This window comes from Nonomuraea aridisoli, assembly GCF_003236395.1.
GTDB classification, from domain to species: Bacteria; Actinomycetota; Actinomycetes; order Streptosporangiales; family Streptosporangiaceae; genus Nonomuraea; species Nonomuraea aridisoli.
In genome coordinates, this window is record NZ_POUD01000018.1 from 1 (window position 1) to 14,795 (window position 14,795).

20 protein-coding genes are annotated in these 14,795 nt (G+C 71.9%); 7 read left to right on the top strand and 13 right to left on the bottom strand.

Annotated features, from left to right (window positions below; all coding sequences use genetic code 11):
- The first annotated feature begins 502 nt into the window (after positions 1-502).
- Positions 503-973: a DUF2199 domain-containing protein gene (locus C1J01_RS06955; protein WP_111177247.1), complete on the top strand. Its 471-nt coding sequence runs from the start codon at positions 503-505 to the stop codon at positions 971-973.
- A 6-nt stretch (positions 974-979) separates the two neighbouring features.
- Here C1J01_RS06955 and C1J01_RS06960 read toward each other — a convergent pair whose 3' ends face one another.
- Positions 980-1,684 carry a class I SAM-dependent methyltransferase gene (locus C1J01_RS06960; RefSeq protein WP_220039772.1) on the bottom strand — a complete coding sequence of 235 codons (705 nt, stop codon included), beginning with the start codon at positions 1,682-1,684 and terminating at the stop codon, positions 980-982.
- A gap of 124 nt (positions 1,685-1,808) precedes the next feature.
- On the opposite strand from C1J01_RS06960, the gene C1J01_RS06965 reads away from it, so the two are divergent.
- Positions 1,809-2,357 (top strand): dihydrofolate reductase family protein, encoded by a 549-nt coding sequence (locus tag C1J01_RS06965; protein ID WP_111177248.1) that lies wholly within the window; start codon positions 1,809-1,811, stop codon positions 2,355-2,357.
- Positions 2,358-2,362: 5 nt separating this feature from the next.
- Here C1J01_RS06965 and C1J01_RS06970 read toward each other — a convergent pair whose 3' ends face one another.
- The gene (locus tag C1J01_RS06970; RefSeq protein ID WP_220039773.1) at positions 2,363-2,746 is read right to left on the bottom strand and encodes a VOC family protein; all 384 of its coding nucleotides are present in this window, start codon (positions 2,744-2,746) and stop codon (positions 2,363-2,365) included.
- A gap of 122 nt (positions 2,747-2,868) precedes the next feature.
- Between C1J01_RS06970 and C1J01_RS06975 the strand changes: the two genes are divergently transcribed.
- Together C1J01_RS06975 and C1J01_RS06980 are read left to right on the top strand one after the other, a co-directional pair.
- Positions 2,869-3,672 (top strand): SDR family NAD(P)-dependent oxidoreductase, encoded by an 804-nt coding sequence (locus tag C1J01_RS06975; RefSeq protein WP_111177359.1) that lies wholly within the window; start codon positions 2,869-2,871, stop codon positions 3,670-3,672.
- Positions 3,673-3,851: 179 nt separating this feature from the next.
- Positions 3,852-5,423 (top strand): phytoene desaturase family protein, encoded by a 1,572-nt coding sequence (locus C1J01_RS06980; RefSeq protein WP_181448608.1) that lies wholly within the window; start codon positions 3,852-3,854, stop codon positions 5,421-5,423.
- 3 nt (positions 5,424-5,426) lie between these two features.
- Here the strand turns inward: C1J01_RS06980 and C1J01_RS06985 are convergent, their stop codons facing one another.
- Together C1J01_RS06985 and C1J01_RS51125 are read right to left on the bottom strand one after the other, a co-directional pair.
- Positions 5,427-7,094 carry a molybdopterin dinucleotide binding domain-containing protein gene (locus tag C1J01_RS06985; protein WP_220039774.1) on the bottom strand — a complete coding sequence of 556 codons (1,668 nt, stop codon included), beginning with the start codon at positions 7,092-7,094 and terminating at the stop codon, positions 5,427-5,429.
- Positions 7,001-7,549, bottom strand: coding sequence for a molybdopterin-dependent oxidoreductase (locus tag C1J01_RS51125; protein WP_220039775.1), 549 nt, complete (start codon positions 7,547-7,549; stop codon positions 7,001-7,003). The genes C1J01_RS06985 and C1J01_RS51125 overlap by 94 nt, the downstream gene beginning before the upstream one ends.
- A 139-nt stretch (positions 7,550-7,688) precedes the next feature.
- Here C1J01_RS51125 and C1J01_RS06990 point away from each other — a divergent pair, with 139 nt between their 5' ends.
- Positions 7,689-8,387, top strand: a complete 699-nt coding sequence (locus tag C1J01_RS06990; RefSeq protein ID WP_220039776.1) for an HAD family hydrolase — start codon at positions 7,689-7,691, stop codon at positions 8,385-8,387.
- 9 nt (positions 8,388-8,396) lie between these two features.
- Entirely contained in the window at positions 8,397-8,936 is a 540-nt protein-coding gene (locus tag C1J01_RS06995) for a DinB family protein (protein ID WP_111177252.1), read from the top strand.
- A gap of 26 nt (positions 8,937-8,962) precedes the next feature.
- Here C1J01_RS06995 and C1J01_RS07000 read toward each other — a convergent pair whose 3' ends face one another.
- On the bottom strand, positions 8,963-9,193 hold the full coding sequence (locus C1J01_RS07000; protein WP_111177254.1) for an RNHCP domain-containing protein: 231 nt from the start codon (positions 9,191-9,193) through the stop codon (positions 8,963-8,965).
- Between the two features lie 329 nt (positions 9,194-9,522).
- Complete coding sequence (locus tag C1J01_RS07005; RefSeq protein ID WP_111177256.1) at positions 9,523-10,239, bottom strand: TetR/AcrR family transcriptional regulator; 717 nt, start codon at positions 10,237-10,239, stop codon at positions 9,523-9,525.
- An 86-nt stretch (positions 10,240-10,325) separates the two neighbouring features.
- On the opposite strand from C1J01_RS07005, the gene C1J01_RS07010 reads away from it, so the two are divergent.
- Positions 10,326-11,189, top strand: coding sequence for an NmrA family NAD(P)-binding protein (locus C1J01_RS07010; RefSeq protein ID WP_111177258.1), 864 nt, complete (start codon positions 10,326-10,328; stop codon positions 11,187-11,189).
- A gap of 59 nt (positions 11,190-11,248) precedes the next feature.
- On the opposite strand, the gene C1J01_RS07015 is transcribed toward C1J01_RS07010, so the two are convergent.
- The 7 genes from C1J01_RS07015 to C1J01_RS49630 form a co-directional block, all read right to left on the bottom strand.
- A complete protein-coding gene (locus tag C1J01_RS07015; RefSeq protein ID WP_111177260.1) occupies positions 11,249-12,136 on the bottom strand; it encodes an oxidoreductase in 888 nt (295 codons plus the stop codon).
- A 106-nt stretch (positions 12,137-12,242) separates the two neighbouring features.
- Positions 12,243-12,695: a GNAT family N-acetyltransferase gene (locus C1J01_RS07020; protein ID WP_111177262.1), complete on the bottom strand. Its 453-nt coding sequence runs from the start codon at positions 12,693-12,695 to the stop codon at positions 12,243-12,245.
- Between the two features lie 10 nt (positions 12,696-12,705).
- Positions 12,706-13,011, bottom strand: coding sequence for a hypothetical protein (locus C1J01_RS49620; protein ID WP_181448609.1), 306 nt, complete (start codon positions 13,009-13,011; stop codon positions 12,706-12,708).
- Positions 13,011-13,160, bottom strand: coding sequence for a hypothetical protein (locus C1J01_RS49625; protein WP_181448610.1), 150 nt, complete (start codon positions 13,158-13,160; stop codon positions 13,011-13,013). Before C1J01_RS49625 ends, C1J01_RS49620 begins: the two co-directional genes overlap by 1 nt.
- A 70-nt stretch (positions 13,161-13,230) precedes the next feature.
- Positions 13,231-14,001, bottom strand: coding sequence for an enoyl-CoA hydratase/isomerase family protein (locus tag C1J01_RS07030; RefSeq protein WP_111177264.1), 771 nt, complete (start codon positions 13,999-14,001; stop codon positions 13,231-13,233).
- A complete protein-coding gene (locus C1J01_RS07035) occupies positions 13,998-14,471 on the bottom strand; it encodes an alpha/beta fold hydrolase (RefSeq protein ID WP_111177265.1) in 474 nt (157 codons plus the stop codon). Before C1J01_RS07035 ends, C1J01_RS07030 begins: the two co-directional genes overlap by 4 nt.
- Complete coding sequence (locus C1J01_RS49630; protein ID WP_181448611.1) at positions 14,449-14,748, bottom strand: hypothetical protein; 300 nt, start codon at positions 14,746-14,748, stop codon at positions 14,449-14,451. Before C1J01_RS49630 ends, C1J01_RS07035 begins: the two co-directional genes overlap by 23 nt.
- Positions 14,749-14,795: the final 47 nt, after the last annotated feature.

A 14,795-nucleotide genomic window follows, 5' to 3' on the forward strand; every position in this document is an offset into this window, starting at 1 on the left:
CCGGTACGCCGTGTACGCGAGCACCCAAAGGCCCGCCACCCCGACCACCGCGTCCACCCACCGCTCCCGCACACCCGCCACGCTAGAAGCCGCCGACCTATCTCCCATACCGGCCGAAAGTACGGTTCCGGCACCCCGCGCGACGCGGGCGAAGGAGGGCAGGGGTGGCCGACAAGTCGGGGTCACCGGTTGTGAAGTCTCTTCCGTGGTGCCCGGCCACGCACCACACTGGTGGCGCGGCCATCGCCCTGTTCTCCGTCGTACGCGTACCGTGGCTCTTCGATGGAGCGTCCCGCGATGGCCGTCACCATGCACACGCCCCTGACCTCAGACCGTGGTCCTGCCGGTCAAGTCGAGGTGGGCCAGAAACGCGCTGTGTCGAGGACGGCGTGGATGATGTCCCTGGAATCCGCCATGCACCGGGACGGTAGACGTTTTTCGCCCATGCCGTTCGGTATCCACCGGCGGCGGGTCGCCGCGAACGCCCCTACGATCTGTACTCATGACCGACAGCGCCCTGTGCGCCTGCGGGGCGCCGCTCGACGAGCGCGACCGCCAGATCCGCTTCCGCCTCCCCGACCCGGTGCTCGCCCTGGATCCCGCCGAGCTCGAAGCCGGTCGCTGGGGCAATGACGTGATGATGGCAGTGGAGAACGTCGGCGCCTTCGTCAGGTGCCTGCTGCCGGTCAGGCTCTCCCACGGGTTCTCCGCGACGTTCGCCCTGTGGCTGGGCGTGCACCCGGCGGACCTGCAGGCGGCCTATGACGTGTGGACGGCACCGGAGTACATCGATCTCGAACTGTCCGGTTTCGTGGCCAACGCGATCGAGCCCTGGGGCGCGGACCTCCTCGCCGCCCCGGCCCGCGCCGTCGTCAAGGACCCTGAGCACGTGCCGTACATCGTCGAGAGCTCCCACGACCTCCTGGCCCAGGTGATCACCGAGGAGTGGCCGCACCACGAGGTGATCCGGTGACCCGGATCAGCCGCTCGTGCGGCGACGGCGGGCCACGAAGACGTACTCGCGGCTGTGCTCGGTGAAGGGCTCGCCGGCGAAACCGCCGTACAGCGCCTCCAGCTCCAGCCCGGCGACGTCGATCAGGCCGAGCCACTCGTTCTTCGTCGCCCACCACGACGAGCTGGTCGAGCCGTCGTCCAGCACGAGGTCCACGCGGTTGTCGCCCACCGCGAAGCGGGTCGTGTGCGGCACGGGCGTCTCCCGCCGCACACCGTCGGCACGTGCGGCGAGGTGGTGATCGAAGGCGAGGGCGTTCCAGGCGAACCGCCCGCCCGGCAGGAGCGCGGCGGCGACCCGCTCGAACGTACGGCGACGGTCGGCCCAGGTCGGCAGGTGCTGCAACGACCGGAACGGGCAGTAGACCAGCGCCGCCGGCACATCGAGGGCGAACTCGCGCATGTCGCCCTCGCGCAGGTCGAGCTCCACCCCCGCCGCCGCAGCGCGGGCCCGCGCCCGGGCGAGCATCGTGGGCGAGGCGTCGACCCCGGTGACGGGCCGCCCGGTCGCCCGCGCGACGGGGATCGCCACCCGGCCGTCCCCCACCGCCAGCTCCGCCACCGGCCCGTCGGCCTGCCGCGCGAGCCCCACGTAGAACGCGACGTCGGCCGTCATGTGCGCCGACCATTCCGCGTACCGTTCGGCGAAGCTCTCGTCCCACGTGGTCGCCATCCCCTCACGATGCCACGGAAGACGTCCGGTGTCGTTTCTGTACAAGACCGGCGGCACGCCTCTCTCGTAGTCTCATGTCGCGCGCGGGAGACGCCCGCGAACGGACACTGAAGGAACAGAAGCCATGGGCGACATCGTTTCGAGCTTTTTCATCTCCCTTGATGGCGTGGTGGAATCGCCGGACCAGTGGCACTTTCCGTACTGGAACGATGAGATGGGCGCGGCGGTCGAGGCCGGCATGCAGAGCGCGGCGGCGATGCTGATGGGCCGCACGCTGTACGACGAGTGGTCGTCCTACTGGACGAGCGCGGAGGCGGAGCCGGAGATCGCCAAGACCTTCGCCAGGCTGCCCAAGTACGTCCTGTCGAGTTCCCTCCAGAAGGCCGACTGGGAGAACACCACGATCATCTCCGGTGACGTCGCCGCCGGCGTCCGCGAGCTCAAGGAGCGGATCGACGGAGACATCAACATGTCCGGCTCGGCCACGACCGTCCGCTGGCTGCTGGCCAACGGCCTGCTCGACCGGCTCAACCTGCTCGTCCACCCGATCGCCGTCGGCCACGGCCGGCGCCTGTTCGAGGACACCCCGACCCACCCGCTGAAGCTGGTCAAGTCGGAGACGTTCGAGACCGGCGTGCTGAACCTGTCCTACGTGCCGGCCGACCCGGCGTAACCCGTTCAGTCTTCCCTGACGAACAGGCAGAAGGGGTGGCCGGCGGGGTCGAGGTAGACCCGTACGTCGTCCTGGGGCTGGTGGTCCGCGAGCACCGCCCCGGCCGCGACCGCGTGGGCTCCGGCCGCGTCCAGGTCGTCCACCTCGATGTCCAGGTGCATCATCATCTGCTGCTCCCCGGGGGCGGACGGCCACTTCGGGCGCGCGTAGTCCGCTTCCGTCTGGAACGACAGCCCGGCGCTGTCGTCGGGCGCGCGCAGCGCCACCCAGTCGGGTTCGTCGTCCCTGACCTTCCAGCCGAGCAGCCGCTGGTAGAAGGCCGCCAGCGCGCGGGCGTCGGGTGCTCCGAGCACGGTGGCCGCCAACGTCATCCGCGCTCTGCCGTCCATGCTGCCTCCTGGATGCGACGTCCGATATCAGCGGCAATTGCCAGTCTGGATCACGCCAGCCTCCGGCACACGCCCGTCCGTAACGTTCCCTCGAACGATTCATCCGAATGAGGGAACACATCATGGATCTGCAGCTTTCCGGCCGGATCGCCGTCGTCACCGGCGCTTCCCAGGGCATCGGCCTGGCCGTCACCCGTACCCTCCTCGGCGAAGGCGTCCGCGTGCTGGCCGTCTCGCGGAGCAGCAGCGCCGAGCTGGCGGCGCTCGGCGGCGATCTGCTCCACGGCCCGGCCGACCTGATGGACCCCGAGGCCCCCGCCCGGATCGTGGACAGGGCGGTGAGCGAGTTCGGCGGGCTCGACATCCTGGTGAACAACGCCGGCGGCCCGCCGCCGGGCGTCGCGCTGCCGCGCTTCTCGTTCATGGCGCCCACCGACGACGACTGGCGGGTGATGTTCGAGTTCAACCTGTTCGCCGTGGTACGCACCATCCGGGCGGCCATCGCGCCGATGCTCGCCCGCGGCGGCGGCTCGATCGTCAACGTCTCCTCGGGCAACGCCCGCCTGCCCGCCCCCATGAACGTCGACTACAACGCGGCCAAGGCCGGTCTGAACAACCTGACCAAGGCGTTGTCGGAGGAGTTCGCGCCTCAGGGGATCCGGGTGAACACCGTCTCCCCCGGCCCGGTGCGTACGGCGTGGTGGACGAAGGACGGCGGCGCGGCCGACATCCTCGCCGCCCAGGCCGGCACCGACCGCGAGAGCGTCCTCACCAAGGTGGCGCCCGACCTGATGAAGCTGACGACCGGCCGCCTGGTCGACCCCCAGGAGGTCGCCGACGTCATCGCCCTGCTCGCCTCGCCCCGCTCGGCCAGCACCACCGGCGCGGACTTCGCCGTCGACGCCGGTTTCCTCAAGCAGGTCTGACTGGGGTCGGGAACCCCAGGCTCGTCCTTCGCCGCAGAGCCCCCGGCCTCGTAATGTGCGTGGGAGAACCCTCGAAACCGAGAAGGGCCGTCGCATGAAGCAGCACGTGTCCGCCCTGGTGACCGATGGGTGCCGGGGCCTGGCAGCGCATCTCCTCGCCGGACGCGGGAGGTGACGGCATGCCTGCGTCCTTCGACGTGGTGTTCGTCGGCGCCGGCCACAACGCGCTCGTGGCCGCCGCCTACCTCGCCAAGGCCGGCCGCAGCGTGGCGCTGCTGGAACGTTCCGCGACGCCGGGCGGGTTCGTCCGCAGCGAGGAGCTGACGCTGCCGGGTTTCCTGCACGACACCTACTCCGCGCTCCACCCCATCCTGGCCCACGGCCCGGTCTTCGCCGAGCTCGGCGCCGAGCTCGGCGACCTGGGACTGCGCTATCTGCAGGGCGGGATATCCACGGGTGCGTCGCTGGCCGACGGCCGCAGCGCGGTCATCCCGACCGACCCCGCCGAGCTGGCCGTGGAGCTGGACCGCCTGGGCGAGTACGACGGATGGATCGGGCTGTTCGCCGACCTCGACCCGCACCTCGGCTCGCTTCTCCCCCTGCTGGGCATGGACCTGACCACGCCCGAGGCGGGCGCGTTGCTGGACAGGCTGTACGAGGAGGGCGCCACGAGCGCGCTGCCCTTCCAGGAGCTGGTCACCGGCAGCGCGTTCGACCTGCTCACCGACCGGTTCCACACCGAGGAGCTGCGCTCGACGTTCCTGCCGTGGCCGCTGCACGTGGGTCTCGGCCCGCACGAGGCGGCCGGCGCCCTGTGGGCCTCGGTGTTCGCCGCCGCCCTGACCGCGGGCAACCCGGTTCCGGAGGGCGGCAGCGGGCGGCTGGTGACCGTACTGACCGCACTCGTCGAAAGGCACGGCGGGACGGTGATCACGGACACCGAGGTGGACGAGGTGCTGGTCGGCGGGGGGCGCGCCATGGGCGTGCGCACCACGGAGGGCGCGGTGTACACCGCCGCCGAGGCCGTGGTCGCCACGACCGCCCCCGGCGAGCTGTACGGGAGGCTCCTGCGCTACGCCCCCGGCGTCCCGGCAGGTGTGCGCGGCCAGGCGGCGCGGTTCCGCTACCGGCGCGGCTGCTTCCAGGTCAACCTGGCGCTGTCCCGCAAGCCGCGTTTCGCCGATCCCCGCCTCGACCAGGGCGGCGCCGTCACCCTGGGCCGCGGCGTCGGCGAGCTGATCAGGTCCGTGCGCCAGGCCGACGACGGTCTGCTGCCCGCCCACCCCTCCATCTCCTGGCACGAGTCCACCGCCGTCGATCCCGGACGGGCTCCGGCCGGCTCGGCCGTCGTGCGGCTCCAGGTCCTGGAGGCGCCGCTGCGCCCGATGGGCGACGCCGGCGGGACCATCGCCGCCGACGGCCGATGGACGGACGAGATGGCCGAACGGTTCGCCGACCGGGTGGTCACGGAGGCGAGCCGGCACGTGGCCGGCCTGGCCGGCATGATCCTGGCCCGGCACGTGCTCAGCCCCGCCGCCCTCGCGGCGGCGAACCCGAACGCCGGGCCCGGCGACAGCAACGCCGGCCACAACGGGCTGGCCCAGGGGTTCACCCAGCGCCCGGTGGTGGCTCATCGCGGCGGATACGCCACCGCCGTGCCCGGCCTCTTCCTGATCGGCGGCGCCACGTGGCCGGGGCCGGGCGTGAGCGGCGCGTCGGGGCGTGCCGTCGCCCACCTGCTGCTGTCCTGACGATCAGCCGGGAACGGGGTCGCCCCGGGCCGGCACGTACTTGTGCCAGGGGGTGCCCGTCCACGGGTCGCGGTCCTCCGCCGAGGTGAGCTCGTTGGGGGCGACGCCGGTGGTCACCAGCGTGCCGTCGGGGCCGGGGACCGAGAGCCCGTACCCGTTCGGCAGTGCCAGGTGGCCGCTCCGCATCCGGTCGGTCGTCTCGACGGTCACCTCGGCGCTGCCGGTCCTCGTCGAGACGCGGACCCGGTCGCCGGTGCGCACGCCCAGCCGCTCGGCGTCCGCCTCGCTCATTCGGAGCGCGCCCGCGGTGTCGCGCAGGCGCCAGGCCGGGTCGCGCATGATCGTGTTCGCGGTGAACGGGCGGCGCTGGCCCGCGGCGAGCACGTACGGCCAGCGCGGATCGGGTGCGGGCGGCTCGGCGTCGGGAAGGGCCGCGAGCTCGGCCAGCAGCTCGGGGATCTCCAGGCGCACCTTGCCGCCCTTGAGCCGGGCGAAGGACGCCTCCTGCTCGTCGTCCGTCACGACGACGCCGTGTTCGCCGGACAGGATCGCGGCGAACAGCCGTTCTCCGGCCTCCGGGCCCTCGCCGTACCCGGCGCGGCGGACACCGCCGGGGCTGCTCGCGGCGAGGCCGTGCGCCATGCCCCACAGGACGGCCGCGGCGGCGGCGCCGTCGGGCAGCGTCGGGCCGAGGGTCCGGTACAGCAGCACCGGGGCGAGCTTGCTCATCCGCGGGTCGGACGCGACGGCCGCCGTGAACGCGGCGGCGAACGCCGCACGGCCCTCGGCCGCGGCCTGGCGCAGCGGGGCGTAGTCCGCCTCGCCGAGGGCGCCGGCCGCCTCGACCAGACGGGCGTGGATCTCCGGCTCCGGCAGCACGCCCTCCGGGGCCGTCACCACCGGGCGGCGCAGGTGGAACACGTTGCGGGGGAACTCGAAGTTGAAGAAGCTCGCCTCGTACTTCTCGTACTGCGTGGGAGCCGGCAGGACGTAGTGGGCCAGCCGCGCCGTCTCCGTCATGGCGACGTCGATCACCACCACCAGGTCGAGCGCCTCGAACGCCGCCCGCATCCGGGCCGACCCGGCGAGCGAGTGGACCGGGTTGCTGCTCTCCACGATCATCGCCCGGTAGCGGGCGGGGTGGTCGGTGAGGATCTCGTCCGCGATCACGTTGCACGGCACCAGGCCGCTGATGATCGGCGCTCCCACGACGGGGCTGCGCCGCACCTCCGCCATGGGGCGGCCGCGGTCACGGCCCAGGCCGGCCAGGGTCGACGGGAGGTACTGCGCGCCGGGCCTGCCGAAGTTGCCGGTCAGCGACCACAGCAGCTTCTCGAGATAGCTGACGAGCGTGGAGTGGCGGTTCATCTGCACGCCGAGGTCCTCGGCGACCGCGACGCAGGAGGCTCGGGCGATGCGCCGCGCCGCGTTCCGTACCTGCTCCTCCGGCACCCCCGCGTGCTCGCAGTACCGTCCGACCGGGACCTGTTCCAGTACGGCGCGCACGGCCGCGAGCCCCTCCGCGTGCTCGGCCAGCCACGCGTCGGCGAGCAGCCCCTCCTGGACCAGGACACCCGTCAGCGCCGCGAGCGCGTACGCGTCGGTGCCCGGGCGGACCTGGAGATGGATGTCGGCCAGGCGCGGTTGTAGCCGCCGAGCATGCGGGCGCACACCCAGAAGTCGCCCGTCTTCTCCTGCGCGAGAGGGCTGGAGCAGTAACGGGAGCCGAACGCCGCCCGGGTCGCCGACGCGTAGGCGCCGCCGAGATGATTGCCCTGCCCGCCGCCGCCGTAGTAGAAGATCGACTCTCCGCCGTGCCGCCGCTGGACCCGGCGCAGCCCGGCCGCGATCTGCGCGATCGCGGTGTCCCAGCCGATCTCCTCGTACGTGCCGTCCGGCCTGCGCCGCAGGGGTGAGGTGATCCGGCCGGTGCCGCCGTTCTGGTAGCTGTCGAGCCGGAGCGCCTTGTTGCAGGTGTAGCCCCGCGACGTGGGATGCCGACGGTCACCGCGGATCCGGTCGAACGTCCTGCCGTCGGCGCCCACCAGCACCTCGACTCCGCAGTTGCACTCGCAGAGGATGCACGCGCTGACGCGCCGGCCGCCCGGTTCGTTCTCGTGCCGCATGCGGCCTCACCTCCGCCGTCCGACCGTACGGACGGGGCGACCGTCTTCCATCGTCCCGTGAAGCCCCGTTCTGTGAGGACGACGCTATGAAACGTCGAGGACATAGGGTCATGAAAGATCGTTGGCTGAAGAAAGGCGCGTGTTGTCCATCAAAGGTGTGATGTTCGACTTCTCCGGGACGCTGCTGCGGATCGAGCCCGTGGAGCGATGGCTGCGGGGCGGCCTGGAGGCTCACGGCCGGCTCGTCCTCAAGGACTCGGAGATCGCCGCGTGCGCCGATCGTCTGGCACGCATGGGCGCACAGCCCGGCGGCCCCACGCCGCACGAGGTGCCCGCGCATCTGGCCGATCTCTGGCGTGATCGCGACCTGACCGACGACTGCCATCGCGCCTGCTTCACCGCCCTGGCCCGCGAGGCCCGGCTCCCCGACCCGGCCCTGGCCGACGCCCTCTACGAGCGCACGTTCCGCCCGGAGGCCTGGCACCCCTATCCGGACACGCGCGACGTGCTCGCGGCGCTGCGCCGGCGGGGAGTGCCCACGGCGGTCGTCAGCAACATCGGCTGGGACCTGCGCCCGGTCTTCGACTTTCACGACCTCACCCAGTACGTCGACGTGTTCGTGCTCTCGTACGAGACCGGAGCGAAGAAGCCCGACCCGCGGATCTTCCAGCTCGCGTGCGACTCGCTGGGGCTGCCCCCTGACAGCGTCCTCATGGTCGGCGACGACCCCGAGGCCGACACCGGCGCCGCCGCGCTCGGCTGCCCGGTGCGTCTGGTCGAACCGCTCGCCGCCGATGCCCGCCCGGACGCCCTCACCGCCGTCCTCGACCTGCTCTAGGGTTCTGCCATGACTGAACCGGAACGCCTGCGCTGGCAGCTGGACGTGTCCTGGTCACTGCTGTCGTTGCACCTGAAGCAGGTCACCGACGAAGAGGCCCTGTGGGAGCCGGCCGCCAACTGCTGGAGCGTTCGCCGGCAGCCGGACGGCACCTGGGCGGCGGACTGGGCGGTGCCCGAGCCCGAGCCGATCCCGGCGTTGTCCGTCGGGTGGGTGATGTGGCACATCGGCTTCTGGTGGACCCACGCCCACACCCAGTGCTTCGGCCGGCCCGATGCGGCGCTCGACTGGTCGCGGGCCGCCGCGCTGACCCCGTGGCCCGGCGACGTGGCCTCGGCGATCGCCTGGCTGACCGACTGCCACGACCGGTGGACCACCGCCCTGACCTCACTGACCGAGGCGGACCTCGACTCCACCGAACGAACCGGCTGGTTCGCCGACGGCTCCCTCTCCCTCGGCCACGTGCTCGGCTGGGCCAACCTCGAGCTCATGAAGAACGCCGCCGAGATCGGCACCTTGCGCCACCTGCGCAACGCCGATCGGGCGTGACACGTCCGGCCATGGGCGGTGCCGTGCTACCCGGCGACGGACATCAGCGCGATGATCGCGTCGATGTCGTCGCCCTGCACGGGGTCGTCGGCGACCCGGTTGGGCCGCACGAAACCGCAGACGACGCACCGGTGGACCAGCACGAGTCCCTTGCCGCCGCGATGCTCCGCACGTTCGGGGCGCATCATGCCGCGGCAGGGTTCTCGCTCGGCGTTCGGCGAGCTCCCAGGCTTGACGCGGGCGATGGACCGGTTCACCGCCCGTTCCCCCTCCTCAGGGGTCGGCGATTACTTCCGCTTCCTGCTTCACCGGGGCGTCTCTCAGCCGCCGGATCCGTACCTCGACCGGGTTTGGATGGATTGTCCCGGTCACTGTCAGCCGAGCCTCCTCAGCCGCCAGCGGTAGGTGTCATCCCGCGCTCACTGGCGTCGGCGCCGTCCCCTGTGTTCAGAGCGTCGGCGTGACCGCCCGGTATGACCGGCGCATCACCCCTCCTTCGGCGTCGGCGGCGTTCCCGCCGATCACAACACGCCGGGACGGGCGAGAACAACGCGATTTCCGCTTCGAGATGCGGAGCGCGGCGACCTCAGGCGTCGGGGGACCCCTCAGCGCGGTCCAGCCACTCCGACAGCAGGGCGCGTTCGGCGGTGGTCAGCATCGGCAGCTTCGGGGCGAGGGCCCGGAACGCGACCGTCACCGCGGTCGTGCCGTCGGCGGCGAGCGCCGGCGCGTCGGTGAGGATGAGGCGCATCACCGCTTCGTACATCGCGTCGGCCAGCTCGAGGTCCCGGTCCTCCTCGGGGATGGACAGCAGGGTGAGGACGGCGCCCGTGCCGGCGGCGTGGATGAGCTCGACCGCGCGCCGTTCGGGGACCCGCAGCCGGCCGATCGCCGCGACGCGGTGCACCCGGCCGCGCAGGACCTCCAGCCCCGCGACCGCCGCGGGTGAACGCGTCGTGCGGCTGGGATCGGTGAGCAGCCCGAACAGCGCCGGGTTGGCGAGGCCGAAGCCGATGTGCGTCTCCCAGCCGGCCCGTAGATCCGCCACCGGGTCGTCGCCGGGCTCGGCGAGTGCCTTCTCTGCGACGTACGCGGTGAAGACGTGCTCGGCGACCGCGTCGAGCAGCGCGTCCTTGTCCTCGAAGAACCGGTAGATGGTCGGCGCCTGCATGCCGGCCGCCTGCGCGACCGCGCGGGTGGTGACCGCGACGGCGCCCTGCTCACGCAGGAGCCGCGCCGCGACCTCCACGATCCGCGCCCGCGTCTTGTGCCTGCCGGCGCTCCCTGCCCTGGCCTCCACCATGCTGCCAATGGTAACGCACTCTTGCTATCGACGTTGCTATCGTTGTTATTATCGGCGTTCTACAACTCGCGTGAAGGGCTCACATCATGATCGTCATCACCGGAGCGACCGGCCTGCTCGGCTCACAGATCGTCGAGCAGCTGGTCCAGAGAGTCCCCGCCGACCAGGTCGGCGTCAGCGTTCGCGACCCCGGCCGCGCCGCCGGCCTCGCCGCACGGGGCGTGCGCGTGCGGCGCGGCGACTTCACCGACCCGCGCTCCCTCGCGAACGCGTTCGATGGCGCCACCCAGGTGCTCATCGTCTCCACGAACGAGACCGGCGAGGCGGCCGTCGCCCAGCACGTCGCGGCCGTCGAGGCCGCGCGCGACGCCGGCGCGAGGCGCATCCTCTACACGAGCCACCAGGGCGCCGCCGAGCACTCGCTCTTCGCGCCGATGCCTGACCACGCCGCCACCGAGGCCCACCTGTCGAAGACGGGCACACCGTTCACGGCGCTCAGGAACGGCTTCTACGCCGCCACCGTCCGCCTCCTGCTCGGCCAGGCGCTGGAGACGGGCGAGCTGGTCGCGCCGGCCGACGGCCCCGTGTCGTGGACCGCGCACGCCGATCTCGCCGAAGCGGCGGCGATCATCCTCGCCGACGAGGGCCGGTTCGACGGCCCGACCCCGCCGCTCACTGCGCCGGTGGCGCTCGACCTCCAGGACATCGCCGGCATCGTCACCGAGCTCACCGGTCGCGCCGTCCGCCGCGTCGTCGCCGACGACGCCGAGTGGACGGCCACCCTGACCGGCCACGGCGTACCGGCGGATCGGGCCGGCATGCTGCTCGGCATGTTCCACGCGTCCCGCCGCGGCGAGTTCGCCACCACCGGCCCCGACCTGGAGAGCCTCCTCCGGCGCCCGGCCACCCCGCTCCGCTCGATCCTGGAGGAGGCCGTCACCCGGCGCTGACTTCCGCGACGTGGCCGCGCGAGCTTCACCCGGCTTGTCAGCCGTCGCCGCGCGGCTGTTCACGCTCCGAGCGGGACGGGCTCGACCTTGTCCAGCAGCGCCAGATCTTCGGCGTCGAGGGTGATCTCGCCGGCCGCGAGGTTCTCCTCCAGGTGCCCGATCGAGCTGGTGCCGGGGATGAGCAGCACCCGCTCGTCCTGCGCGAGGAGCCAGGCGAGCGCGACCTGCGTCGGGGTGACGCCGTGCTTCCTCGCGACCGCGCTCACGTGCGGGTCGGCGGCGAGATGCTTCGGACCGCCACTGCCGATCGCCGACCCGAGCGGGAAGTACGGGACGAACGCGATGCCGTGCTCGCGGCACAACCGCAGGATGGCGTCGTCAGTACGGTTCAGGATGCTGTACGCGTTCTGCACGGAGACGATGCCGGCCGTCTTGATCGCGGCCTGCACGGTGTCGGCGTTGGCGCTCGAGATGCCGATCATGTCGATCTTGCCCTGCTCGCGGAGTTCGACGAGCGCGCCGAGCTGGTCCTCCAGCGGCGGCTCGGTGCCGTCCGGGATGTCGCGCTCGAAACGACGCAGGTTCACCAGGTCCAGCCGCTCGACCCGCAGGGAGCGCAGGTTCTGCTCCACCTGGTGTTCGAGGTCGGCCGGGGCGCCGCTGGGCAGCCACGCGCCTTGCTCGTCACGGACGGCGCCGACCTTGGTCGCCAGGCGCAGGCCCTCCGGGTAGGGGTGCAGCGCCTCCCGGATGAGGTCGTTGACGACGTCGGGGCCGTAGAACTGGGCGGTGTCGATGTGGTCGACGCCGTGCGCGACGGCGTGACGCAGCACGGCCTTGGCGGCCTCCGGATCTGCGGGCGGGCCGAAGCTGTTGGGGCCGGCGAGCTGCATGGCTCCGAAGCCGACGCGGTGAACGGGCTTGTCGCCGAGGAAGGAAGTGTTCATGGCTCCACTGTGCGCGCGTGGCCGGTGCCGCAACCAGAGAAGCCCTGTCGGTAGGAATGGCCGTACCACCTTGCGGGCGTGACAGCGCTCCCCGGCAGGCCGGGTCTCACGTAGCCGGACCGTGGCCGTCCAGGACGAACCGGTAGACGACCGAGTCCCGTCGCCGGAAGCCGGCCCGTTCGTACAGGCGGTTCGCGGCGTGCCTGGACGGGCGTGAGGTGAGGTCGACGGTTCGGGCTCCTGCCTCCCTCGCCAGGGCGAGGGCTCGGCCGGTCAACGCCGCCGCGACCCCGCGCCCGCGAGCGCGCTCGTCCACCACCACGTCCTCGACCCGCGCCCGGAGGCCGGACGGCAGCGGGAAGGTGACCAGGGTCAGAGTGCCCACGATCTCCCCCCGCACGCGCGCGACCAGCACCGTGTTCGACGCGAAGGCCAGCAGCCGCGCCACGGCCTCCTGATCGAGCGCCTTCGCGGTCGTCGACAGTTGCGGCAGCAGCCGGCCGAGCGCGGCCACGACATCGGGGGTCGCCTCGCGTGCGATCTCAACCTCGACGCTCATGATCCCGACCTTACCGATCCCCCTTCCCCGGCCTCCCGGCCGTCCTGTCGAGGCCGACCAGGTCGTGCCGATGGAGCTCAACTTCGGTGCCAGTCGTCCAAGACGTCCGGCCGTCGGCCGCGTAGAGGATCGTGTGGCCGCCGTTGAAGTGCCAGGTCGTCATCCACACGCGTGACTCCCTGCTGAGCTCGGCGAGGACGTGGTCGGCCGGGGCGAAGCCGTGCGTGAACTCGAGGAAGCCCGAGGCGCCTTCGCCCTCGTAGACGAAGAACACGGGCTGCTCCTCCTCGAACGCCTCCTCCCGGGGGCACGTCATCACGCGCTCCTCGGATCACGGCCGCCGTTGAGCCGCCACAGCAGATCGTCCGCCGTGGTCTCCTCGTCGAACGGCAGCACGACGATCCAGCAGAGCGCCTCCTCGAACCACTGCTGTTGCTGGAAGAGACGGCGATAGTGATCGATCACGGGCCGATCGTCGCAGCGGCCACCGACAGAGCGGCGACGCAGGCCGCGCCGCCGCCGATCAGCCGGACGGTCAGAGGAACCGGGGTGGCCGTTTCTCGAGGAAGGCCTCGACGCCTTCGGCGTATTCGGGGCTGGTGTAGGAGGCGTCGTAGAGTGCCAGGACCGCGTCGTCGTCCTCGTGCTGACCGTTCAGGACGCGGTGGATGATCTCCTTGCTGCCGCGTACCGACACCTGGGCCCGGCTCGCGGTGATCTCCGCCAGCTCGTACGCCCGGGCGAGCAGCCGCTCCGCCGGGTGCACCTCGTTGACCAGGCCGATCCGCAACGCCGTGGCCGCGTCGAGGTGGTCGCCGGTGTAGAGGATCTGCCGGGCCCACGCCGGCCCGACGGCGTCGACGAGCTGTTTGGTGGACGTCAGGCTGTAGACGATGCCGAGTTTGGCGGGAGTGATCCCGAACCGGGCGTCTTCCGAGGCGATGCGCAGGTCGCAGGCGAGCGCCAGCTCGCAACCGCCGCCCAGGCAGAACCCGGCGACGGCGGCGATCGTCGGCTTGCGCAGGGTGGCGAGGGCACGTTCGGCGGTGTGCACGATCTCGCTGTAGCGGCGCGCCGCCGCCGCACCGCGCCGGTGCGCCTCGAACTCGCCGATGTCCGCGCCCGCCGAGAAGTGCTCGTTCCCGCGTACGACGAGCACGCGCACACCGTCGTCGGCGTCCACCTCCCGGACCAGGGAGGGGAGCGCCGACCACATCTCCACGTTCATGGCGTTGCGCTTGGCCGGGCGGTCGATCGTCAGCGTGGCGATCGGCCCGCGGGTGTCCAGCCGCAGGTGCGGGGTCATCGTTCGAGCCCGGTGGAGCTGAGCCCGCGCGCCCGGGGATCGCGTCTGTCCCACCGGCCGAGCTCGACGGCGGCGAGGAAGTCGAGCACGGCCCGGTTGAACGTGTCGGGCTCCTCCAGGTTGCCGGTGTGCCCGGTCTTGGGCAGCACCAGCAGGCCCGCGCGCGGCATGGTGCGCTTGAGCATGAAGTCCCGCTCCAGGCAGCCCTCGTCCTCGTCGCCCGCGATGATCAACGCCGGGATGTCGACCCCGGCGTGGCACTGGCTGCAGTCGGCCGGATCCTCGGGCACCTCGGAGGGAGGGTAGCCGCGGGCGTTGTAGGTGATGCAGCGGTACCGCCGCGACAGGGCGCTGAACTGCGGCGCCCAGCTGCGGTGGTCCCCGGCGAACTCGTGGACGAAGACGGCGGGGCCGGTGCCGTGTTCCTCCCCGTAGGGCTCGATGCCGTCAGGCGTACGGACCATGACCATGACTGCTGTCCCTCCGGTCACGCGTTGGGGCGGACGAGCACGCGCGCGACGCGACCGGCCGCCATGTCGTCGAACGCCGCGTCGATGCCGTGCAGGTCCGTCTCCCGGCTGATGAGCGCCCCAGGTCCAAGGTGCCGTCGATGGCGTGCTCGTACAGGCGCGGCAGGTCCCGGTCGGGATCGAGCGAGCCGGCCACGCGGCCCGTGATCGTACGCGCGAAGTGGAACAACTCCAGCGCCGAGAACTCCACCTTCTGGTCCTTGCCCCCGATGCCCACGATCGTCACCCTGCCGCCGCGGACGAGCTCGTGTGGACGCGCGGTTA

Excerpts from the sequence above, each read along its gene's own strand:
- C1J01_RS06955 (WP_111177247.1), top strand. The coding sequence starts at position 503 with ATGACCGACAGCGCCCTGTGCGCCTGCGGGGCGCCGCTCGACGAGCGC.
- C1J01_RS06960 (WP_220039772.1), bottom strand. The coding sequence starts at position 1,684 with ATGGCGACCACGTGGGACGAGAGCTTCGCCGAACGGTACGCGGAATGG.
- C1J01_RS06965 (WP_111177248.1), top strand. The coding sequence starts at position 1,809 with ATGGGCGACATCGTTTCGAGCTTTTTCATCTCCCTTGATGGCGTGGTG.
- C1J01_RS06970 (WP_220039773.1), bottom strand. The coding sequence starts at position 2,746 with ATGGACGGCAGAGCGCGGATGACGTTGGCGGCCACCGTGCTCGGAGCA.
- C1J01_RS06975 (WP_111177359.1), top strand. The coding sequence starts at position 2,869 with ATGGATCTGCAGCTTTCCGGCCGGATCGCCGTCGTCACCGGCGCTTCC.
- C1J01_RS06980 (WP_181448608.1), top strand. The coding sequence starts at position 3,852 with ATGCCTGCGTCCTTCGACGTGGTGTTCGTCGGCGCCGGCCACAACGCG.
- C1J01_RS51125 (WP_220039775.1), bottom strand. The coding sequence starts at position 7,549 with ATGCGGCACGAGAACGAACCGGGCGGCCGGCGCGTCAGCGCGTGCATC.
- C1J01_RS06995 (WP_111177252.1), top strand. The coding sequence starts at position 8,397 with ATGACTGAACCGGAACGCCTGCGCTGGCAGCTGGACGTGTCCTGGTCA.
- C1J01_RS07005 (WP_111177256.1), bottom strand. The coding sequence starts at position 10,239 with ATGGTGGAGGCCAGGGCAGGGAGCGCCGGCAGGCACAAGACGCGGGCG.
- C1J01_RS07010 (WP_111177258.1), top strand. The coding sequence starts at position 10,326 with ATGATCGTCATCACCGGAGCGACCGGCCTGCTCGGCTCACAGATCGTC.
- C1J01_RS07015 (WP_111177260.1), bottom strand. The coding sequence starts at position 12,136 with ATGAACACTTCCTTCCTCGGCGACAAGCCCGTTCACCGCGTCGGCTTC.
- C1J01_RS07020 (WP_111177262.1), bottom strand. The coding sequence starts at position 12,695 with ATGAGCGTCGAGGTTGAGATCGCACGCGAGGCGACCCCCGATGTCGTG.
- C1J01_RS49620 (WP_181448609.1), bottom strand. The coding sequence starts at position 13,011 with ATGACGTGCCCCCGGGAGGAGGCGTTCGAGGAGGAGCAGCCCGTGTTC.
- C1J01_RS07030 (WP_111177264.1), bottom strand. The coding sequence starts at position 14,001 with ATGACCCCGCACCTGCGGCTGGACACCCGCGGGCCGATCGCCACGCTG.
- C1J01_RS07035 (WP_111177265.1), bottom strand. The coding sequence starts at position 14,471 with ATGGTCATGGTCCGTACGCCTGACGGCATCGAGCCCTACGGGGAGGAA.